General features: G+C 69.2%; 19 protein-coding genes. 11 read left to right on the top strand and 8 right to left on the bottom strand.

What is annotated here, in order from left to right; translation table 11 throughout:
* The first annotated feature begins 132 nt into the window (after positions 1–132).
* Entirely contained in the window at positions 133–1,254 is a 1,122-nt protein-coding gene (locus BM417_RS30180; protein WP_218164627.1) for a S1 family peptidase, read from the top strand.
* Between the two features lie 51 nt (positions 1,255–1,305).
* On the opposite strand, the gene BM417_RS30175 is transcribed toward BM417_RS30180, so the two are convergent.
* Positions 1,306–2,667, bottom strand: coding sequence for an alpha-amylase (locus BM417_RS30175; protein ID WP_245822250.1), 1,362 nt, complete (start codon positions 2,665–2,667; stop codon positions 1,306–1,308).
* Between the two features lie 108 nt (positions 2,668–2,775).
* Entirely contained in the window at positions 2,776–4,194 is a 1,419-nt protein-coding gene (locus tag BM417_RS30170) for an MFS transporter (RefSeq protein ID WP_322789000.1), read from the bottom strand.
* A gap of 52 nt (positions 4,195–4,246) precedes the next feature.
* Here BM417_RS30170 and BM417_RS30165 point away from each other — a divergent pair, with 52 nt between their 5' ends.
* On the top strand, positions 4,247–4,936 hold the full coding sequence (locus BM417_RS30165) for a TetR/AcrR family transcriptional regulator (protein WP_093601583.1): 690 nt from the start codon (positions 4,247–4,249) through the stop codon (positions 4,934–4,936).
* On the opposite strand, the gene BM417_RS30160 is transcribed toward BM417_RS30165, so the two are convergent.
* Positions 4,923–5,501, bottom strand: a complete 579-nt coding sequence (locus tag BM417_RS30160; RefSeq protein WP_093601581.1) for a class I SAM-dependent methyltransferase — start codon at positions 5,499–5,501, stop codon at positions 4,923–4,925. The two genes, BM417_RS30165 and BM417_RS30160, sit on opposite strands and share 14 nt — an antisense overlap.
* Before the next feature lie 252 nt (positions 5,502–5,753).
* Between BM417_RS30160 and cmtR the strand changes: the two genes are divergently transcribed.
* Positions 5,754–6,071, top strand: coding sequence for a Cd(II)/Pb(II)-sensing metalloregulatory transcriptional regulator CmtR (cmtR, locus tag BM417_RS30155; protein WP_093601579.1), 318 nt, complete (start codon positions 5,754–5,756; stop codon positions 6,069–6,071).
* Positions 6,064–6,687 (top strand): cation diffusion facilitator family transporter, encoded by a 624-nt coding sequence (locus BM417_RS30150; protein ID WP_093601577.1) that lies wholly within the window; start codon positions 6,064–6,066, stop codon positions 6,685–6,687. Before cmtR ends, BM417_RS30150 begins: the two co-directional genes overlap by 8 nt.
* On the opposite strand, the gene BM417_RS30145 is transcribed toward BM417_RS30150, so the two are convergent.
* On the bottom strand, positions 6,644–7,297 hold the full coding sequence (locus BM417_RS30145) for a class I SAM-dependent methyltransferase (protein ID WP_093601575.1): 654 nt from the start codon (positions 7,295–7,297) through the stop codon (positions 6,644–6,646). The genes BM417_RS30150 and BM417_RS30145 overlap by 44 nt on opposite strands.
* A gap of 56 nt (positions 7,298–7,353) precedes the next feature.
* On the opposite strand from BM417_RS30145, the gene BM417_RS30140 reads away from it, so the two are divergent.
* Together BM417_RS30140 and BM417_RS30135 are read left to right on the top strand one after the other, a co-directional pair.
* The gene (locus BM417_RS30140; RefSeq protein ID WP_093601573.1) at positions 7,354–8,511 is read left to right on the top strand and encodes a glycosyltransferase; all 1,158 of its coding nucleotides are present in this window, start codon (positions 7,354–7,356) and stop codon (positions 8,509–8,511) included.
* Positions 8,512–8,535: 24 nt separating this feature from the next.
* Positions 8,536–11,529 (top strand): MGH1-like glycoside hydrolase domain-containing protein, encoded by a 2,994-nt coding sequence (locus BM417_RS30135; protein WP_245822249.1) that lies wholly within the window; start codon positions 8,536–8,538, stop codon positions 11,527–11,529.
* Here the strand turns inward: BM417_RS30135 and BM417_RS30130 are convergent.
* A complete protein-coding gene (locus tag BM417_RS30130) occupies positions 11,526–12,392 on the bottom strand; it encodes a TetR/AcrR family transcriptional regulator (RefSeq protein WP_245822248.1) in 867 nt (288 codons plus the stop codon). The genes BM417_RS30135 and BM417_RS30130 overlap by 4 nt on opposite strands.
* Before the next feature lie 229 nt (positions 12,393–12,621).
* Here BM417_RS30130 and BM417_RS30125 point away from each other — a divergent pair, with 229 nt between their 5' ends.
* Positions 12,622–13,380 (top strand): SDR family oxidoreductase, encoded by a 759-nt coding sequence (locus tag BM417_RS30125; RefSeq protein WP_093601569.1) that lies wholly within the window; start codon positions 12,622–12,624, stop codon positions 13,378–13,380.
* On the opposite strand, the gene BM417_RS30120 is transcribed toward BM417_RS30125, so the two are convergent.
* From BM417_RS30120 to BM417_RS30110, 3 genes are read right to left on the bottom strand one after another with little or no spacing between them, the layout of a single operon-like run.
* Positions 13,352–14,890, bottom strand: coding sequence for an acyl-CoA synthetase (locus BM417_RS30120; RefSeq protein WP_093601567.1), 1,539 nt, complete (start codon positions 14,888–14,890; stop codon positions 13,352–13,354). The genes BM417_RS30125 and BM417_RS30120 overlap by 29 nt on opposite strands.
* Positions 14,890–16,017 carry a DUF5938 domain-containing protein gene (locus BM417_RS30115; RefSeq protein ID WP_093602054.1) on the bottom strand — a complete coding sequence of 376 codons (1,128 nt, stop codon included), beginning with the start codon at positions 16,015–16,017 and terminating at the stop codon, positions 14,890–14,892. The genes BM417_RS30120 and BM417_RS30115 overlap by 1 nt, the downstream gene beginning before the upstream one ends.
* Before the next feature lie 2 nt (positions 16,018–16,019).
* Positions 16,020–16,823, bottom strand: coding sequence for an SDR family NAD(P)-dependent oxidoreductase (locus BM417_RS30110; RefSeq protein WP_093601565.1), 804 nt, complete (start codon positions 16,821–16,823; stop codon positions 16,020–16,022).
* 134 nt (positions 16,824–16,957) lie between these two features.
* Between BM417_RS30110 and BM417_RS30105 the strand changes: the two genes are divergently transcribed.
* The 4 genes from BM417_RS30105 (at position 16,958) to vanX (ending at position 20,246) form a co-directional block, all read left to right on the top strand.
* Positions 16,958–17,596, top strand: a complete 639-nt coding sequence (locus BM417_RS30105; protein WP_093601563.1) for a TetR/AcrR family transcriptional regulator — start codon at positions 16,958–16,960, stop codon at positions 17,594–17,596.
* Positions 17,597–17,665: 69 nt separating this feature from the next.
* Positions 17,666–18,628 (top strand): D-isomer specific 2-hydroxyacid dehydrogenase family protein, encoded by a 963-nt coding sequence (locus BM417_RS30100; RefSeq protein WP_177320680.1) that lies wholly within the window; start codon positions 17,666–17,668, stop codon positions 18,626–18,628.
* The gene (locus BM417_RS30095) at positions 18,625–19,641 is read left to right on the top strand and encodes a D-alanine--D-alanine ligase family protein (protein WP_093601561.1); all 1,017 of its coding nucleotides are present in this window, start codon (positions 18,625–18,627) and stop codon (positions 19,639–19,641) included. The genes BM417_RS30100 and BM417_RS30095 overlap by 4 nt, the downstream gene beginning before the upstream one ends.
* Entirely contained in the window at positions 19,638–20,246 is a 609-nt protein-coding gene (gene vanX, locus BM417_RS30090; RefSeq protein WP_093601559.1) for a D-Ala-D-Ala dipeptidase VanX, read from the top strand. Before BM417_RS30095 ends, vanX begins: the two co-directional genes overlap by 4 nt.
* The last annotated feature ends 5 nt before the right edge of the window (positions 20,247–20,251 follow it).

The raw sequence follows: 20,251 nt of genomic DNA, 5'->3' as shown, positions 1-20,251 counted from the left end.
CAGTTCCGGTGTCAGCTGTTGACCACCCAGGTCTGCCTGCTGCACGGTGGGAGCGCTCTCATGTTCGTCGCCATTCGCAACGGGGCGGGTGGCGATCCCTGCACGGACAAGGAGAAGAGCATGCGCTTCACCATGCCCAGAATCGTGCCCGCGCTGGCACTCGTGCTGGTCGGGTCCACCTTCACCGTTCCGGCCCAGGCCGCGGAGAAGGAGATGTCACCCGGCCTGCTCACCGCGATGAGCTCGGCGTTCGGGCTGACTGAAAGCCAGGCGCGCCTGCGTCTGGAGAAGGAACAACGCGCGTCGGCCATCGCGCCGCGCGCCGAGACCGAAGCCGGCGCCTCGTACGCCGGAAGCTGGTTCGACGAGGCCAAGAACCGCCTGGTCGTGGCCGTGACCGACGCCAAGGCCGCCCACAAGGTCGAGGCCACCGGCGCGGAGACCGTCGTCGTCGGCCGCTCGGCGGGGTCGATGGCGGCGCAGAAGAACCGCCTCGACGCGCTGTCCGCGACCGGCTCCGTGCCGTCCGCCGTAGCGAGCTGGCACCCCGACCCCCGCACCGGAACGGTCGTGGTGAACGTCGAGGCGGGCAAGCAGACCGCTGAAGTGGCCTCGTTCCTGGACAAGGCACGTCAGCTCGGCTCCATCACCGTGCGCACCGACGGCGTCCAGCAGCCGCAGCCGTTCGCGGCGGGCACGGTCGGCGGCGACCCGTACTACACCGGCAACGTCCGCTGCTCCATCGGCTTCTCGGTGCACGGCGGCTACGTCACGGCGGGCCACTGCGGCGGCAACGGCGCGGCCGTGTACGGCTGGGACCGCTCCTACCAGGGCAACTTCGCCGGTTCGTCCTTCCCCGGCAACGACTACGCGTGGGTGCGCACCGGTGGCGGCTGGTGGACCGTGCCGGTCGTGCTCGGCTGGGGTCGCGTGCCCGACGCTCTGGTGCGCGGTTCGTGGGAGGCGCCGGTCGGCACCTCGGTCTGCCGCTCCGGTTCGACGACCCAGTGGCACTGCGGCGTGATCCAGAGCCGCAACGAGACGATCCGCTACGCGCAGGGCGACGTGCACCAGATGGCGGGCACGAGCGTCTGCGCCCAGGGTGGCGACTCCGGTGGTTCGTTCATCACCGGTGACCAGGCCCAGGGCGTCACGTCCGGCGGCTACGGCAACTGCACCAGCGGCGGTCGCACGTGGTTCCAGCCGATCAACGAGATCCTCAACGTCTACGGCTTGAGGTTGCACACCGCCTGATAAGACTCCCCGGCTGTCCACCACGCGAAGTGGTGGACAGCCGGTGTTGTCTCACCGTGCGTTGATGTGCAACGCCAGGGCGGTTCCCGCGCCAAGCGTCGTCGTGAACCTGCCCGAGGAGTCGACGGTCACGCGGACGCAGCCGTTTTCCTGGACGTTGCAGTAGCTTCCGGGCGGCAGCGCCGTCTGGAACGTGCGGCTCACCGGGAACGTTTCGCGGTTGATCGCGACGAATCCCTTGTTGCCGCGGCCGAACGCGATCATGTCGAACCCGTTGTCCTGCCAGTTGTTCACGTCGGTGCCCGCCACGGTGTTGCGGAACGCCACCATGTTCGCGACCTGCGTCCACGCGTGCTGGCACTTCCAGCCGCTGTAGCAGACCGAGTTGCCGGGCGGACCCGCGTCCTTGTCGGTGAACTCGTAGCCCGAATACACCTGTGGCGCACCGTAGTTCCACGCCAGCATGAAGACGTTCGCGAGCGTGTAGGTCGAGCCGTCCTTGTACGTCAACGTGGACCCGTTGCGTTCGGTGTCCCAGTTGTCGACGAACGGCCGGGCCTGGCCACTCGGCAGGAAGCCCCACGACTGCCCGAAGGTCTTCAGATAGGCCAGGTTCTCGTTCTGGAAGATCCGCTTGACGTCGTAGGCGTACCGGAACTCGTCCACGTCACCGGACCCCGTGTACTCGCCGGGCTGCACCGCCTCGCCCGCGCCGTAGATCACCTCGTGCACCCAGAACACGTTGGGGTTGCTCAGCTTCCCCTTGATCGCGGCGAGGTCCGCGGCCGCCATGTGCTTGGCCGCGTCGACGCGGAACCCGTCCACGCCCATGCCGATCAACCGGTTCAGGTACGCGGCGATCGTCCCGCGCACGTAGTCGCTGCCGGTGTCCAGATCGGACAGGTTGACGAGCTCGCAGTTCTGGACGTTGTAGCGGTCCTGGTAGTTGTTGATCGCCGAGCGGCACGGGTGGAAGTCCCAGTCGCTGTAGAAGCCGGGGTAGTTGTACTTCGAATAACCGGAACCGCCGGTGCCCGTGCCGGATCCGGCGCTCATGTGGTTGATCACCGCGTCCGCGATGACCTTCACACCCGCGTTGTGGCAGGTGGTGACCATGTTGCGAAAGGCGTTCTCGTCGCCGAGCCGACCGGCGATCCGGTAGCTGACGGGCTGGTAGCTGGTCCACCACTGCGGACCCTGGACGTGCTCGGTCGCGGGGGAGACCTCGACGTAGCCGTAGCCCTTGGGCCCGAGAACGTTCGTGCATTCCGTTGCCACACGGGCGAACGGCCATTGGAACAGGGTGACGGTGACGTCCTTGGCGCCCGGTGGCGCCGCAAGACTTTGCACCGGTGTGGACAGTCCGACGATCAGCAGCACCGCTAGAAGGGTGCGCGAAGCCGAGGAAACCACGTTGTCTCCTTGCTGCAGGGGTTCACTGAAGGTCGTAGCACCCGCAGGCACACCGGGCATAGCGTTGCAAGAACTTTCCGGAGTAATTCGGCCGTGGGGCCGTACGGACTAGCGGCGGGCGCGGAAGTACGCCCAGCCGACGAGCGCGGCGGCCATCGCGGTGAGTGCGAGGCCGCCGATCATGACGGCCCGCTCGAACTGCGCTGTCTGCACGCCGGTCCAGCCCGGCTGCGCGATGCCGCCGGTGAACAGCACCGCAAGCACCGTGCCACTGACGGCGACACCCGCGGCCGACGTAACCTGCGACGCGGTGTCGACCAGTGCGGCGCCGATGGAGGTCCGGTTCTCGGGCAGGCCCTTGAGGACGTTGACGCCCGCGACGGCGCCGACCACGCGGATACCGATGGCGACCAGCACCAACGCGACGGCGACCGGTGCGTAGCCGAGGCGGCCGAGCAGCGCGTGGACGGCCAGTCCGGCGACGACGCAGAGCGCGCCGAGCCACACGGCCCGGTCCAGGCCCGCCCAGCGCACGAAGCGGTTGACCAGCGGGCCCGCGGCGATGAGGACGGCGACCTGCGGCAGCATGCCGGCGGCGGCGAGTGCGGGGGACCAGCCCCAGTCGAGCTGAAGCTGGAGCGTCACGAGGTAGGTGAGGCCGGCCGCCGCCAAGCCGGTCGCGGCCTTGTACGCGAGGCCGCTGGCGACCAACGGGTGCGCGACGAGCTTGAGATCGAGCAACGGATGGCTGGCCGTGCGCGCGCGAACGACGAACAGGACCGCGGTGACGACGGTCAGTGCGGCGGCGGCCCACGCGGTCCAGGAGCCTTCTACGAAGAGCGTCGGAACCACCAGCGCGAGTGCGATGGTCGCGGTGCCGAGCAGGCCGCCGAGGTAGTCGGCGGGACTGCGGTGCAGGTCCGTGTCTGCCTGGATGCCGCGGCCGATGCCGACGAACGCGAGCACCGCGATCGGCACGTTGATCAGCAGCAACGCCTGCCAGGGGGCGACGGCGAGCAGGAAGCCGCCGAGGGGCGGGCCGATCGCCAGGCCGGCCAGGCCCACGGTCGAGATGAGTGTCATCGCGCGGACGCGGAGGTCGTCGGCCTGGAACAGGCGGAAGGCCAGCGCGATCGAGCCCGGCGTGGTCATGGCGGCGGCGATGCCCATCACCGAGCGCACGGCGATGAGCCCGCTCACGGACGTGACGAACAGGGTCGCGAGGCTCGCGAGGCCGAGGAGTACGAGTCCGGCGAGCATCACGCGGCGGCGGCCGACGCGGTCCGCCACGGCGCCGAACACCAGCATCAGGCCGCCGAACACGACCGCGTAGGAGTTCGACACCCACTGCAGCGCGGTCGTCGAGGCGTGCAGGTCGCGGCCGATCGTGGGCAGGGCGACGGTGAGGATCGAGTTGTCGAGCATCTCGAACAGGAACACCGCGGAGAGCCCGGCGAGGGCGATCCACGCCTCTCGCAGCGACCGCGGTGAGCGCAGTCCAGGCTGCGCGAGATCGTAGGTAGGCACGAACACTGTTCTACATACGAACACTGTTCGAGTCAACTGGTAGGCTGGTCACATGAACCGCAAGTCCCGCGAGGAGTGGGCGACCCAGATCGCCGAGCTGGAGCAGGAGCCCGCCCCGGCGCGCAAGGAGCCGATCACGGTCGGCCGCATCGTCACGACGGCGTTGGCGCTGGTCGAGGCCGAGGGCTTCGACGCGCTGACCATGCGCCGCGTCGCCGCCGCGCTCCAGACCGGGCCCGCCTCGCTCTACGCGCACGTGCGCAACAAGGCCGACCTCGACGACCTGCTCATCGGGACGCTCAGCAGGAACGTGTCGGCGCCCGCGCCCGACGCGGAACGGTGGCGCGAGCAGGTCCTCGACGTCTGCGGTCAGCTGCGCGACCAGTTCCTGCGCTATCCGGGGATCGCGCGGGCCGCGTTGTCCGCTCCGCCCGCCAACCTCGACACGCTCCGGATCACCGAGGGCCTGCTCGCGATCTTCCTGGCCGGCGGCGTGTCACCGCGGTCGGCGGCGTGGGCGATCGACGCCGTGCTCCTCTACGTCAGCGCCTACACGTTCGAAACGTCGCTGCGTGGCGGGCAGCCGGACCGGGCCGAGATGCTCGCGCGGCTGCGGATGCTTCCGGTCAGTCGCTTCCCACACATCGTGGAGCACGCGGACACGCTGAACGCCGGCGAGGGGCACGAGCGGTTCGAGTTCGCGCTGCGGCTGCTGCTCGACGGCCTGGTCACCGTCGGCTGACCAGCAGGTAGCGCTCGTCCTCGATCCGCCGTCCCCACAGGTCCTCGCTCGTCAGCGGCGTGACCACGGCCTCCGCGCGCACCCCGAGCACCAGCTCACTGGTCTGCGCGGCGGTCAGTCCCGCCCCGGTCGACCACCGGCCCTCCACCAGCAGGAGAACGCCGTCCGGCTTGAGCAACGAGGCCCACTCCTGAAGCGCCGCCGCCGGATCCGGCAACGCCCACAGCACGTGCCGTGCCAGTACGACGTCGAACGACGCCTTGGGGTACGGCGGATGAGCCGCGTCGCCGGTGGTGAAGCTGGCGGACACGTCTGACGCTTTGGCTCGCGCGGCTTTCATCATCTGTTCGGACAGGTCCAGGCCGTGCACGTCGTGACCCGCTTCGGCGAGCAGGACCGACAGGCTGCCGGTGCCGCAACCTAGATCCACCACGGAGGACGCCGCGGGGACGAGCGGCAGCAGAAGGCGGGCCCAGGCGTCGCGCACCCGTGGGTCGCGAAGCCCGTGGTCCGGCTCGTCGTCGAACGTCGCGGCGTGCCGATCCCAGAACTCTCGCGTCGTCACGGAATCAGTTTCACCTAAGAGACCATCAAGCCTTTCCCAAATGAGATGCGATCTCCGTCGTACGGTCCCTAACCTCGGTTCATGAGGCTTGTGCTCTGGATCACACTCGCGTGCATCTGCGCGCTCAGTGGCGACCACGCGCTCGCAGCCGTCCTGGCGATGCTCCTCGTCGGCTGCGCGACCGACCGCGTCCGTCCCTGAACAACTATTCAGTCTTGGCTGTATTACAGCCAGGGCTGTACTGTTCCGCCCATGCTGACCTGTGAGACGCGGGAGGCGGCCCTCGCCCGGCTGGGCCGCGCACTGGCGGACCCGACGCGGTGCCGCATCCTGATCGCCCTGCTCGACGGCCCCGGCTATCCCGCGCAGCTCGCCGAGACGCTGGAGCTGACCAGGTCGAACGTCTCCAACCACCTCTCCTGCCTGCGCGGCTGCGGACTGGTCGTCGCGACCTACCAGGGCCGGCAGGTGCGCTACGAGCTCGCGGACCAGCACCTGAAGCGCGCGATCAGCGAACTCGTGGACGTCGTGCTGGCCGTCGAGCCCGGACCGGACTGCGTCGATGAATGACGCCTGCTGCGCACCCGCCGTGGACGAGCGCAAGCTCGTGCTTCAGCGCCGGGTCCGGATGTTCGTCGCCGCCACGATCACCTACAACGTCGTCGAGGCGGTCATCGCGCTCGCGGCGGGCACGGTGGCGGGCTCCACGGCGTTGATCGGGTTCGGGCTGGACTCGGTGATCGAAGTGGCGTCGGCGACCGCCGTGGCGTGGCAGTTCGCCGGACGCGATCCCGAGAAGCGCGAACGGACGGCGCTCAAGGTGATCGCGGTGTCGTTCTTCGCGCTGGCGGCGTACGTGACGGTCGAGTCCGTGCTGTCGTTGGTGCAGGGCGAACGGGCGGAGCACTCGACGGTCGGCATCGTGCTGGCCGCGGTGTCACTGCTGGTCATGCCCGGCCTGTCCTACGCCCAGCGCAAGGCCGGGCGCGAGCTCGGGTCGGCGAGCGCGGTGGCGGACTCGAAGCAGACGCTGTTGTGCACCTACCTGTCGGCGGTGCTGCTGGTCGGGCTCGTGGTCAACAGCCTGTTCGGCTGGTGGTGGGCCGACCCGCTGGCGGCGCTGGTGATCGCCGTCGTGGCGGTCAGGGAAGGCCGGGAGGCGTGGCGGGGTCACCACTGCTGCTGACCGGTTTGCGGGCGACGAGTCGTTCGACCACGCCGAGCTTGAAGCGCTGCTGTTGCTCGACGACCAGGCCGCGGGCCTCGACCAGGTGCAGTGGACGGCGCAGGAAGTGCTCGCCGGCCATCGGAACCGTGATCCGTTCCACCAGCCATTGCACGCCGCGCGCGAGACGGGACGTGCTGGCGACGTGGTCGAGGAGGATCAGCCGTCCGCCCGGCCGCAGCACCCGGACCATCTCGGCGACCGCGGTCTCGTGGTCGGGGATCGCGCACAGGCCGAGCGTGCACACGACCGTGTCGAACGAGCCGTCGTCGAACGGCAGGGCGTGCGCGGTGCCCTGCCGCAACGTCACCTCCCGGCCCAGATCCGCGGCACGGGTGCGGGCGAGGCCGAGCATCTGCTCGCTCAGGTCGAGGCCGGTCACCGTGGCGCCGGAGGGGTAGTGCGGCAGGTTGAGGCCGGTGCCGACGGCGACCTCCAGCACCTCCCCGGATGCCTGGGAACAGGCCCACTGGCGCGAGTCGCCGAAGACCCGGCGGTCCAGGACGCCGATCTCGGCGTCGTAGGTCGCCGACTTGCGGTCCCAGTACGTCTGCCAGCGAGCCTGGTCCATGAGGTCCAGCCAACACCAACGCTGGACAGGCTGGAAGAACAGGGCAGGATCTGCCCGTGCGAGTCGTGGTTGTCTCCGGGGGCGATCCCGGTCATGTGGTTCCGGCCATCGCGTTGTGCCTGCGGTTCACGGAGGCCGGGGACACCCCGATCCTGCTGACCGGCGACCGCTGGGTCGAGCCCGCCACCGCCGAGGGGATCACGGCCTCGCGGGTGCCCGGCCTGTCGCTGGACGACCTGCGCGACGTGCCGGATCTCGGCCGCGCGCTGCACGATCAGGCCGCGGTGCTGGCGTCCGCGCTCGCTCCCCAACTCGCCGCGCTGGAACCGGATCTGGTGGTGTGCGACGTTCTCGCCCTCGGCGCGAGCATGGCCGCGGAACTGCTCGGCGTGCCGTGGGTCCAGTTGTCGCCGCATCCGCTGTACGAGCCGTCGAAGTGGCTGCCGCCGATGGGCAGCGGACTGGCTGCCGGAACCGGTGTGCGCGGCAGGCTCCGGGACGCGGTGCTCCGCGCGATGACGGCCAGGTCGTTGCGTCAGGGGGAACGGCAGCGTGCCGTTGTGCGGCAACGGATCGGCCTCAGCGCGAAGGAGCCCGGCCCGGCCGCCCGGTTGATCGCGACGCTGCCCGCGCTGGAGGTGCCGCGCCCGGACTGGCCGCGCGACGCCCACGTCGTCGGGCCGCTGCTGTGGGAGGCGAGCCGGAAGACGCTGAGCCCGCCACCGGGTGATGCCCCGCTGGTGATGGTGGCTCCCTCGACGGCCTGGACCGGGGTCGGGAGCATGGCCGAGATGACCCTGGAAGCGTTGCGGGACATGGACGTGCGGGCGGTGGTGTCCACGTTCGCCCCGGCTCCGGCCGCTCTGCCGCAGTGGGTGCGGTCGGGGCCGGGCAAGCAGGACGAACTGCTGCGCCAGGCCTCGGTGCTGGTGTGCGGCGGCGGGCACGGGATGCTGGTCAAGGCGTTGCGGGCCGGGGTTCCCGTCGTGGTCGTGCCCGGCGGTGGCGACCAGTGGGAGATGGCCAGCCGGGTCGCGCGGCAGGGCAGCGGTGTGATCGTCCGGCCGTCCTCCGTGGACGGACTGAGGGACGCCGTGACGCGCGTGCTGGGCGACCCCGGTTTCGCCGCGGCGGCGGCTCTCGCGGCGGCGACGATCGCCGATGTTCGAGATCCTGTGGAGGTATGTCGGACTGCGTTGAGTCTTGCGCGTTGAGAGCGCTCCCACTTCAATGGGCTCATGCGCGTGTCAATGACGATGCTCGTGGTGGCGGCGTTATCGATCTCGACCCTGCCGGCGGTGGCGCGGCAGGACCGCGCTGTGGCGCCCGACCTGTACCCGGCTGTCGGTGCCGGGACGAACTTCCTCGACCACGCCGAGCTGCTGGGGAACGTCCCGGAGCCGGCCTGGTACGAGGCGAACATCCCGTTCGTGGACCTCCCCGACCGGGAGATCCGCGACACCTACTACTACCGCTGGCGCACCTACCGCGAGGCGCTCAAGTACACCGGTCCGAAAGACGGCTGGATCGTCTCGGAGTTCCTCGGCCCGGTCGGCTACTCGGCGCCGAACGGCGGAATCGTCGCCGCGGCGGGACATCACGTCTACGAGGGTCGCTGGCTGCGTGATCACCGCTATCTCGACGACTACGTCGACTACTGGCTGCGTGGGTCGGGCGCCGGTCCGAAGCCCGCGACCGACTTCCTGAACAAGAACACCACCGACTGGGCCCACCAGTACTCGTTCTGGGCCGCCGACGCCGTGGCCGCCCGTGCCGCGGTCGACGGCCGCTCGCAGTTCGCGACCGACCGGCTGCCCGAGCTGGTCCGGCAGTGGCAGCGCTGGTCGCCGCAGCTGAACCAGGACCTCGGGCTCTACTGGCAGACGCCGGTGTGGGACGCGATGGAGTACACGGCCAGCTCTTACCAGAGCCCCGATCCCTACCACGGCGGCGACGGCTTCCGGCCGACCCTGAACGCCTACCAGTACGGCGACGCGCGGGCGATCGCGCAGCTGTTCAGGGCACGGGGTGACGTCGCGGGCGCGCGTCCGTTCGACCAGGCCGCCGACGCGCTGCGCGCCAACCAGGAGCGGTGGCTTTGGGACGACGCGGGCAAGTTCTACAAGCACGTCATGCGCGACGACAATCCCGGCCGCACGAAGCTCGCCGACCGCGAGGAGATCGGCTTCGTGCCGTGGTATTTCCACATGCCACCGGCGGCGAACAGCGCGGCCTGGGCACAGCTGACCGATCCGCAGGGGTTCGCGTCGCCCTACGGCCCGACCACCGCCGAACGCCGCAGCCCGTGGTTCATGCGCGACGCGCTCAACGGGTGCTGCCGCTGGAACGGCCCCAGCTGGCCGTTCGCCACCAGCCAGACCCTGACCGCGCTGGCGAACCTGCTGATCGACTATCCGAGCCAGCCCTACGTCGACCGCGACGACTACCTCGCGGTGCTGCGCGGCTACGCCCTGACCCAGCGCAAGAACGGCGAACCGTACGTCGCGGAGGCGCACCACCCCGACGAGAACCGCTGGCTGTACGACGGCAAGGGGCACAGCGAGGACTACAACCACTCGACGTTCAACGACAACGTGCTGTCCGGCCTGCTCGGCATCCGGCCGCAGCTCGGCGCCACGGTGTCGATCGCGCCGCTCGTCCCGGACTCGTGGAACCACTTCGCCGTCGAGAACGTGCCGTACCACGGCCACAACCTCACGGTGGTGTGGGACAGGGACGGCAGCCGCTATGGCAAGGGCGCCGGTCTGCGCGTATGGGTCGACGGCAGGCTCACCCACACCCAGGCAGGTCTGGCCGCGGTGCGCCTGACCATCCCGGCGCGCAGTTCGGCGGACGTGCCGGAACTGGTCGATGACTTCGCGAACGTCAGCCAGACCGGACTGCCCACCGCCCGTGCGTCCCACAGCTACAGCGCGGACCCGCCGACGAAGGCGATCGACGGCCAGGACTTCCACCTCGACGTGCCCGGCACGCGCTGGACGTCGTACGGCAGCCCGAACTCCGCGGACTGGCTGGAGGTCGACCTCGGTGCGCCGACCCAGATCTCCGACCTGCGCGTCGTGTTCTACGACGACGGCGGGGGAGTGCGGGTGCCGACGGCGTTCGATCTCCAGTACTGGGACGGCCAATGGCGGGACGTACCGGGCCAGCGAAGAATTCCCGCGCAACCTGTGGCTCGTCAGGTGAACCGCGTCCTGGTGCAACCGGCGCTGACCGCCAGCCGGGTGCGGATCCTGCCGCGGCGCGCTGATGGCGGAGCTGTGGGCATCACGTCGTTCTCGTCCTGGCGCTCGGCTGTCCGTGGCCTGCACGCGTCGCTGCCGGATGATCTCGCCGTTCGTGCCGGTGGGGTCGAGACGACCACGACTTTGCAGGCGCAGCAACCGTTGCGCGGTGTCCGGGCAACGCTCGCGGTGCCTGCTGGATGGAACGCGGTGCCGCTCAGTTCGGCGTACGCCTCGCAGCTCGCGCCGGGCCGAAGTCTCGTCACCCGGTGGCGCGTCACGGCACCTGCGGGCCTGCGGTTGGGTGAGCGCGCACCGATTCGTTTGCTGGCAACGGTTTCCGGCGACAGCGGCGTGACGTCTTCGTTGAGCTCGGCGCAGACCGTGTTCGATCCCGCTGACTACGGCACCGTCGTGTGGGACGACACGTTCGACTCCGGCCTGGCCTCCTACCGCGTGGACGGCCCGTTCGGCGAACCGCCGCCGACGTTGCAGGTCGCGGACGGCGTGCTGACCGCCTCGGCCGGCAGTCGCGCCGGTGCGGTGCTGGCCGCGCCGGTGACCGGTGACGCACGCGGGACCGCTGTCGTGGTCGAACCTCGGTCGTTCGCGGGCTCGGCTCCCGAGGACAGCCTGTTCCTCGGCCAGACCGCCGGGAACCGCGACTTCGCCCTGGCGTGGTTCAACAACGCGGGCAAGGCTTCGGGCGTCGACGTGACCGTGGACGGCCTGCGCAGGGGCGACGAGGCCACCGGCGGCTGCTGCGCGAGCCTGACCTGGGCGCCGGGCGACCGGCTGGCCGTGGTGGTCGAGAACGGTCAGCTGACCAGCTGGCAGCAGCACGCGAACCGGTGGACGTTGCTGCGTTCCGCGCCGATCGGGTCCGCCGTGGATCCGTCGGTCGTCGCGGGGTGGGCACCGGCTCTCGGCCTGCGGCTGGACGCGGGCGCGCTGACGATCGACCGTTTCACCGTGAGGGCCCGCTAGCGGCAGACGCGCTCGACCAGGACCTGCCAGCTGGTGATCAGGTTGTGCACCACGGCTCCCGGGTCGGGCGCGTCGCCGTCCTGCGTCTGGAGGTAGAGCAGGATCGGCCCCTCCAGCGCGGCGACGAGCTGAAGTGCGAGCGTGCCGCTGGCGGCCTCGTCCGGACATGCCTCGGTGAGGAGCATGTGGACGTGGAACAGCGAGGGGCTGTCCCCGGCGGGGACGGGCTGGCCGGGGTCCAGCGAGGCGCGCGCCAGGGCGATGTGCTCGACCAGGAACTCGAGCCGTGCCCGCCCGAAGGCTGTGAGCCTCTCGGCCGCCGGTGCACCGGGTCCCAGCGGCGGCGGCCCGGCCATCACTCGTTGCTGGAAGAGCGTCTCCTCCTCGTCCAGCAGGGTGTGGAAGATGCCCGCACGGGTGCGGAAGCGCCGGAACACGGTGCCCTTGCCGAGGCCGGCGCGTTCGGCGAGCCCGTCCATCGTGACCTTGTCGACGCCCAGCTCCGCGACCATCTCCCGGGCCACCGCGATCAGATGGGCACGGTTGCGCGCGGCATCGGCCCGCTCTTCTCGAGGACGTCCCAACGGCAGCGCAACAGGTTCCACGGCCTGAACGCTACCCGTCGATCTCCGCTCAGCCTCGGAAGGCGGAGTCGATGAAGTCCCGCCGCCTCTGACGCTCCGCGTCTCCTTGATCATGTTGCCGCTGTAGTCCTCGGACATCTCCGACGCGCCGTGGTTGCGGTACTCGAACAGCACGACGTGATACCCGGCCGCGGCCAGTTCCTCGCCCAGCCACGAGCACATGTAGTAGCCCTGCTCGTGGGACAGCAGGACACCGCGATCGCCGCTCCCGAGTTCCATTGCGGACAGACGCACACCGTCCGAAGTGGTCAGTGTGAAGACGTTCCTGTCGAGCGTTCGGGCACCTGCGGGGCGTACTCGACCGCGGGCGGGTGCGGGGCCTTCGTCGCGGTGGTGGTCGTGGTGCCAACCACCTGTGAGGAAATTGTCAGCTCGTGACCGGCCGTCTGTCACGAATCGGCGCGCCACCTCGTCCCACTGATGACCAGGTCAGGAGAGGAGAACGGCGATGCGAGTGGCAGTGGCTGGGGGAACGGGTGCGGTCGGCCGGCACGTGGTGCGTGAGCTGGAACGGTCTGGGCACGACGCCGTGGTGCTGTCCCGAGGGGCCGGTGTGGACCTGATGACCGGGGACGGGCTCGTGGAGCGGCTGAAGGGCTGCGAGGCGATCATCGACGTCAGCAACCAGATGCTGCTGAGCAAGAAGGCGGCCGTCAGGTTCTTCGGCACCGTGACCACCAACCTGCTCGACGCGGGCGTGCGGGCAGGGGCCGGCCATTTCCTGGCGCTGTCCATTGTGGGCGTCGACAAGGTGGACGCGGGCTATTACATGGGCAAACGCCGGCAGGAGGAGTTGGTCAGCGGTGGTCCGCTGCCGTGGACGATCCTGCGCGCCACCCAGTTCCACGAGTTCGCCGAACCGCTGCTCGACGCACGCGGCCCGTTCGTCGTGGTGCCGAAGATGCTGTGCCGCCCGGTCGCGACGGCCGACGTGGCCAGGAGGCTGGTGGAGCTGGTGGGACGGCCCGGCGGGCGGTACGTGCCGCCGATCGCCGGGCCTCGGGAGCTGTGGATGCAGGACATGGCGAAGCAGATCGCCGAGGCGCGAGGTGACCGCAAGATCCTCATCCCGGTGCGGCTGCCCGGCCGGGTCGGCAAGGCCATGACCGGTGGCGCGTTGCTGCCGCAGGGGCCGTTCACCGAGGCCTCGGGCACGTTCGAGGAGCACCTCGCCGAGCTCAGGGCCCGGAGGTCAGCTGTTGCCTGATCTCGGCCTTGAGCACCTTGCCCACCTTGGACCGCGGCAGGTCCGGCCAGATCTCCACCTGCTTCGGCGCCTTCACACTGCCCAGCTGCTCCTTCACGAACGCGATCAACGCGTCGGCGTCGGCGTGGCCGGAGACCCGCAGCTGCACCACGGCGGTCACCCGCTCGCCCCACTTGGCGTCGGGCAGTCCGACGACTGCGCTGTCCTGGACCGCCGGATGCGCCCGCAACGCCTGCTCGACCTCGGCCGAGTACACGTTGAAGCCGCCCGTGATGATCATGTCCTTGGCGCGGTCGACGATGAACAGGTAGTTGTCCGCGTCGAGGTACCCGATGTCACCGGTGTGGTGCCAGCCGAAAGCACTCACCTCGGCCGTGGCGGCCGGATTCTCGTGATATCCGGCCATCACCAACGGCCCGCGCACGACGATCTCGCCGCGTTCACCCGGCGGCAGCAGCGTGCCGTCCGCGGCCATGATCGCGACCTGGGTCAGCGGCGTGGGCCTGCCCGCGGACGACAGCCGGTCGACCGCGATCGACCCGTCGGGCAGGAAGTGGTCGGCAGGGGCGAGGGTGGCGATCATGTTCGGCGCCTCGGTCTGCCCGAACAGCTGCCCCATCACGGGCCCGATTCGGTGCAACGCCTCGGTGAGCCGCACCGGGGACATCGGTGCGGCGCCGTACCAGAGGCATTGCAGCGAACCGAGTTGCGTCGAGTCCAGGGCGGGGTGGTCGAGCAGGCCGTAGATCACGGTCGGCGGCAGGAACGCGTGCGTGATGCGGTGGTGCTCGATCAGCCGCAGGAACTCGCCGAGGTCCGGCGCGGGCATGATCACCGTCTCGCCGCCCAGCGACATGATCGGGAACGTGAGCACGCCCGCCGAGTGCGTGAGCGGGGCGAGCGCGAGGTAGCGCGGCCGGGCGCTGAACGGGTAGCTCATCAGCGTCAGCGCGGTCGCGGTCTCCAGGTTGTGCCCGGTCAGGCGCACGCCCTTGGGGCGTCCGGTCGTGCCACCGGTGCCCGCCAGCACGCAGAGGTCGTCGTCGGCCACGGAGACCGGTTCCGGCTCACGTCCGTGCTCGGAAAGCCAGTCGGAGAACGTGACCGCGCCCTCCACCTCGCCGTCCAGGCACACCAGCGTGGTCAGCGCGGGCAGGTCACCCTTGATCCGGTCGACTAGCGGCGTGAACTTCGCCTGGAAGAACAGGCACCGGCACCCGAACAGGTCGAGCAGCTCGCGGTTCTCCGCCGCCTCGTTGCGCGGGTTGACCGGGCACCACACCGCACCGGCCCGCGAGATGCCGAAGACGCAGGTGAGCGCGAGCGGGTCGTTCGCCGACAGCACCGCGACCCGGTCGCCGGGGCCGATTCCGCTGCCCTGCAACGCTCCCGCGATCGCACGGGAGCGTTGCTGCACCTCGGCGTAGCTCTGCGAGACCCCGCCGATGGTCAGGCAGGGCGCGTCGCCCCCGAGCGACGCGCCCTTGTCCAGGTAGTCGCAGAGGCGCATCAGCGGTGCACTTCGACGATCGGGTCGAGCACCAGGCCGAACGACCGCAGCGCGCCGAGCAGCTCCCGGTGCCCGAACGCCTGGCAGCCGGACGCGAACCCGACGCGGCGAGGCGCGTCCTGCAACAGGTGCACGGCGGCGTGCACGTTCAGCAACGCCGTCTGCTTGTAGTTGCAGTTGCCGTGGATCACGCAATGCGCGCGGCCCAGCGGACCCGAGGCGTGCACGGAGTCCAGCGAGATGTTGATCCGCGGGTTCTCGCGCGGCGGCATCTCACTGCGCACCTGGGCGGAGAACGCGTCGACGATCTCGTACTTCTCCTTGTCCGACTTGCCTTCCATCTGCTCCAGCGCCGCCGCGACGATCTGCGGCACACCCTGCATCAACGGCCGGTTGAACACGCCGCCGAGCGCCCGCACCGACGCGACGCGCGGATCCCTCTTGAACCACACCGGATGGGCCGTTCCGCCCCACGGCAGCGCCAGGCCCAGCTCGTGCTGGCCGGGCACGACGAGCTCGTAGAGACCGGCGTCGGCGGGCCACTCGACGTACTCGTTCTGCTCCAGGTAGAAGGCCTTCGAGAACGCGGCGTTCGTGAGGATGGTGTTGGTGGAAGCGACGGTGGGATAACCCTTCCAGAACACCCCGATGTCCAAAGTGTCCAGTCCGGGCTGCTCCAGGCAGATCTGTGCGGCGATCTCGCCGACCGTGTACATCTGCGCGATGCCGGGGGAGAGGAGCAGGCCCTGCTTGGCGAACTCGGCGCCGTACTGAGCGTCGGCGTCGATCATCCAGTCCTGCTCGCCGTTGGTGTCGGTGTAGTGCGCGCCGACGTTCAGGCTCGCCCGCACCGCTTCGTGGCCGTAGCGGGAGAACGGGCCGACGGTGTTGAGCACGACCTTGGCTCCGGTGAACGCCTCGGTCAGCGCCGCCTCGGTGTGCTCGACCTCCGCGATCTCGTAGGAGACCGTGTCGATGCCGGGCACGGCGTCCACGGTCTCCTTGACCCTCTTGCCATCGCGGCCGGCGGCGAGGAACCCGATGCCGTACTCGCGCAGGTACTCGCAGATCAGGCGTCCGGTGTAGCCGGAGGCTCCGTAGACGACGACAGGCTTGTCGGTGGGCACGGTCACATCCCCATTCCGCCGTCGACCGGAAGACCCGCTCCGGTGATGAACTTCGAGGCGTCGGACGCGAGGAACACCACCGCGTCGGCCATGTCGTCGACCTGCCCGAGGCGGCCGAGCGGCGTGAGCTCCACGACCGCGCCGACGGCGGCCTCGACCGACGGGAACAGGCCCAGCCGGGCGCAGTCGACGGCCAGCTGGTTGCCCATGGCGGTGGGCGTGAGGCCGGGGTAGATGCAGTTGACGCGCACGCCGTAGCCGAGTTTGCCGGACTCCGCGGCCGCGACCCTGGTCAGCCGGTCGATGGCGGACTTGGTCGCCGAGTAGACGCTGATGCCGGGGAACGCGATGGTCGCCGCGACGGACGCGACGCTGATGATCGAGCCGCCGTTGCCCGCCGCGCCACCGGGACGCATCGCGCGCAGGCCGTGCTTCATGCCCAGGGCGGTGCCCAGGACGTTCACGTCGAGCATCTTGCGGATGTCGGCGGGGTCGAGCTCGGTGATCAGGCTGGTGATCTCGATGCCCGCGTTGTTCACGAGGATGTCGAGGCCGCCGATCGCGTCGACCGCCGTGCTCACCGCTGAGGCCCAGCTCGCGTCGTCGGTGACGTCCAGCGGAACGAACTCCGCCGTGGCGCCCGAGTCACGCAACGCCTGGGCGGTCTGCTTGCCCTCTTCCTCCAGGACGTCGCCGATCAGAACCGCCGCGCCGGCCTGCGCCAAAGCCTGGGCCATGCCCGCGCCCAGACCTCGCGCACCCCCGGTGACCAGCGCTTTTCGCCCGCTCAGCTGATAACTCGTCATTGAGTCGCCTCCTCGGTGAGATGGCTCACACCCTAGCTTTTCCTTGACAGTCGTCAAGTTTTTCTTTGACGACTGTCCAAGATTTTTTGGACGAATGGTCAAGGTTTGTCCCAGTGAGCGTTAGGATCCGAGGCGTGACGGATGTCGCTTCGCGCAAGCAGGACCGCATCACCCGCCGGCAGGTCGACAAGTTCGACGCCCGGCGGACCGAGCTTGCCGTGGCGACCCTGCACACGCTGGCCGAACTGGGGTACGCCCGCACGAGCCTGCGGGAGATAGCGCAGAACTCCGAGTTCTCCCACGGCGTCCTGCACTACTACTTCGCGGACAAGCGCGACCTGATCACCGAGGCCGTCCGCCAGTACGAGGTCGTCTGCGTGACGCGCTACGACGAGGTCGTGGCCACTTCCGCGACCGCGGATCAGCTGCGCGACGAGTTCGTGGCGATGTTCTTCGACACCCTCGGCCAGGACGCGACGCTGCACCGCCTCTGGTACGACCTGCGCAACCAGAGCCTGTTCGACGAGTCGTTCCGCGCCGACGTGCTGGAGATCGACGGCCACCGCGAGGACATGGTGTGGCGCGTGGTCAGCCGCTACGCCGAACTGGTCGGCGGCACGGTCGCCGTCTCGCCCGGCATGATCTACGTGACGCTCGACGGCATCTTCCAGCGGGCGCTGCTGAACCACCTGGCGGGCAACGCGGACAGCGTCGCCCAGTTGCGCGTCGAGCTGCCCGCCGCCATCGGTCTGATGGTGTCCACGGCCGAATAGCGGCTATATCGCCGGTATATCGAAAATCGCATACGGACCGGCAACGCCGTGCTGTCTTGACTGAGGCACATGGCAACGGGCATCACGATTTACGGGTGCGGGCAGGACGAGGCCGTCCTGTTCCGGAAAATGGCACCCCGCTGCGGCGTGACACCGACCATCACGGAAGAAGCGGTATCCGAGGCCAACGCTGAACTGGCACTCGGAAACCAGTGCGTCAGCATCGGCCACAAAACCCGAGTCACCCGCTCCACGCTTTCCGCGCTCAGCCGTGCCGGCGTGCGGTACGTCTCCACCAGAAGCGTCGGGTTCGACCACATCGACGTCGAGCACGCCGAGAGCGTCGGCATCACCGTCGGGAACATCGCCTACTCACCTGACAGCGTCGCCGACTACACGGTGATGTTGATGCTGATGGTCATCCGCGACATGAAGTCCGTCCTCAGGCGCGCTGACCTGCACGACTACCGGCTTCAGGCCGTGCGTGGCAGGGAACTGCGCGACCTGACCGTCGGGGTGATCGGCACCGGGCGCATCGGCGTGGCGGTCTTGGACCGGCTGCGCGGCTTCGGCTGTGGCGTGCTGGCCCACGACAGCAGGCCGCGCAACTCGGCCGACTACGTGCCGCTGGACGAACTGCTGCGGCTGTGCGACATCGTCACGCTGCACACGCCGTTGAACGCGGGAACACATCACCTCCTCGACCGCGACCGCATCGGGCTGATGAAACAGGGCGCGGTCGTCATCAACACCGGACGCGGCCCGCTCATCGACACCAAAGCGTTGGTCGAGGCGTTGGAAAGCGGCAGCCTGGGCGGAGCGGCAGTGGACGTCGTCGAAGGCGAAGAAGGAATCTTCTACACCGACTGCCGTGCCCGCGAGATCGACAGCGAACCGCTGACGCGGCTGCAAAGAATGCCGAACGTGCTCGTCAGTCCGCACACGGCCTATTACACGGACCACGCCCTGAGCGACACCGTGGAGAACAGTCTCATCAACTGCCTGAACTTCGAGAACGGGGGAAACGCATGACCAAGGTGAAGATCGGGATCATCTTCGGCGGATCGTTCGAGGAACATCCCGTCTCGGTGAAGTCCGCGCAGGAGGTCGCGCGAAGCCTAGACACCGCGAAGTACGACCCGTTCTGGATCAAGATCACGCGCGGCGGCGACTGGACGCTGTGCGACGGCCCGGACGCGGGAGACGGCCGCCCGGTCGTGCTCTCGCGCGGCGGCCTGCTCGTCCTGGACGAGGACCGGTTCGAGCCGATCGGCCTGGACGTCGTGTTCCCGGTGCTGCACGGCAGGCTGGGGGAGGACGGCGCGACGCAGGGCCTGCTGGAGTTGTCGGGTGTCCCGTACATCGGGTGCGACGTCCAGAGTTCCGCGCTGTGCATGGACAAGTCGCTCACGTACGTCGTCGCCAGGAGCGCCGGCGTCGCGACACCGAACTTCTGGACGGTGACGCCGAACGAGAAGATCGAACCCGGCGAGCTCACCTACCCGGTGTTCGTCAAACCTGCCCGCTCCGGATCGTCCTTCGGCGTCACCAAGGTGTCCACAGAGGACGAACTGGCGGTCGCGGTGGAGGTCGCCCGGCAGTACGACTCGAAGGTGCTGATCGAGGAGGCCGTGGCCGGCAGCGAGATCGGCTGTTCGATCCTGGGCGACGACCTCGACCTGATCGCCGGCGAACTGGACCGCGTCGCGCTGACCCACGGCTTCTTCCGCATCCACCAGGAAAGCACGCCCGAGGCCGGTTCGGAGAACTCGACGTTCATCGTGCCCGCGGACATCCCTGCGGAGTCGCGCGCACTCGTCCAGGAGACGGCGAAGGTCATCTACCGCGCGTTGGGCTGCTCGGGCCTGGCCCGGGTGGACATGTTCCTGACGTCGGAGGGAAAAGTCGTCCTCAACGAGGTCAACACCATGCCCGGCCTCACGTCCTACAGCCGTTACCCGAGGATGATGGCGGCCGCGGGCCTGTCGCTCGGTGACGTGATCGACCGGCTGGTGTCGCTGGCGCTGACGGGAAGGTTCCAGTGAACCCGGACTTCGTCTTCGTGGACGAGTGCGCGCCGGGAATCCGCTGGGACGCCAAGTACGCCACATGGGACAACTTCACCGGCAAACCCGTAGACGGCTATCTCGTCAACCGCGTCGTCGGCACTCGCGCCTTGACCGTGGCCCTGGAGAAGGCGCACGAGAAGGCCGAGTCGCTCGGCTTCGGCCTGCTGCTGTGGGACGGCTACCGCCCGCAACGGGCCGTGGACTGCTTCCTGCGCTGGGCGGACCAACCCGAGGACGGGCGGACGAAGGCGCGGTTCCACCCGAACATCACCAGGGCCGAGATGTTCGAACAGGGTTACGTGGCAAGGAGATCAGGTCACAGCCGGGGCAGCACCGTCGACCTGACGCTCTACCACCTCATCACCGGCGAACTCGTGCCGATGGGCGGCGACCACGACCTGATGGACCCGATCTCGCACCACGGCGCGTTCGGGATCACGGAGGCCGAAACGGCGAACCGGCAGCACCTCTGCTCCATCATGGAAGCCTGCGGGTTCCACCGCTACGACAGCGAATGGTGGCACTACACGCTGATCGACGAGCCCTATCCGGACACCTACTTCGACTTCCCGATCGGCTGACCCGG

The organism is Lentzea waywayandensis (assembly GCF_900115955.1).
GTDB lineage: Bacteria > Actinomycetota > Actinomycetes > Mycobacteriales > Pseudonocardiaceae > Lentzea > Lentzea waywayandensis.
This window is presented reverse-complemented; position numbering and strand designations above follow the sequence as displayed.

Excerpts from the sequence above, each read along its gene's own strand:
- BM417_RS30180 (WP_218164627.1), top strand. The coding sequence starts at position 133 with ATGCCCAGAATCGTGCCCGCGCTGGCACTCGTGCTGGTCGGGTCCACC.
- BM417_RS30165 (WP_093601583.1), top strand. The coding sequence starts at position 4,247 with ATGAACCGCAAGTCCCGCGAGGAGTGGGCGACCCAGATCGCCGAGCTG.
- cmtR (WP_093601579.1), top strand. The coding sequence starts at position 5,754 with ATGCTGACCTGTGAGACGCGGGAGGCGGCCCTCGCCCGGCTGGGCCGC.
- BM417_RS30150 (WP_093601577.1), top strand. The coding sequence starts at position 6,064 with ATGAATGACGCCTGCTGCGCACCCGCCGTGGACGAGCGCAAGCTCGTG.
- BM417_RS30145 (WP_093601575.1), bottom strand. The coding sequence starts at position 7,297 with ATGGACCAGGCTCGCTGGCAGACGTACTGGGACCGCAAGTCGGCGACC.
- BM417_RS30135 (WP_245822249.1), top strand. The coding sequence starts at position 8,536 with ATGCGCGTGTCAATGACGATGCTCGTGGTGGCGGCGTTATCGATCTCG.
- BM417_RS30130 (WP_245822248.1), bottom strand. The coding sequence starts at position 12,392 with ATGGAACTCGGGAGCGGCGATCGCGGTGTCCTGCTGTCCCACGAGCAG.
- BM417_RS30125 (WP_093601569.1), top strand. The coding sequence starts at position 12,622 with ATGCGAGTGGCAGTGGCTGGGGGAACGGGTGCGGTCGGCCGGCACGTG.
- BM417_RS30120 (WP_093601567.1), bottom strand. The coding sequence starts at position 14,890 with ATGCGCCTCTGCGACTACCTGGACAAGGGCGCGTCGCTCGGGGGCGAC.
- BM417_RS30110 (WP_093601565.1), bottom strand. The coding sequence starts at position 16,823 with ATGACGAGTTATCAGCTGAGCGGGCGAAAAGCGCTGGTCACCGGGGGT.
- BM417_RS30100 (WP_177320680.1), top strand. The coding sequence starts at position 17,666 with ATGGCAACGGGCATCACGATTTACGGGTGCGGGCAGGACGAGGCCGTC.
- BM417_RS30095 (WP_093601561.1), top strand. The coding sequence starts at position 18,625 with ATGACCAAGGTGAAGATCGGGATCATCTTCGGCGGATCGTTCGAGGAA.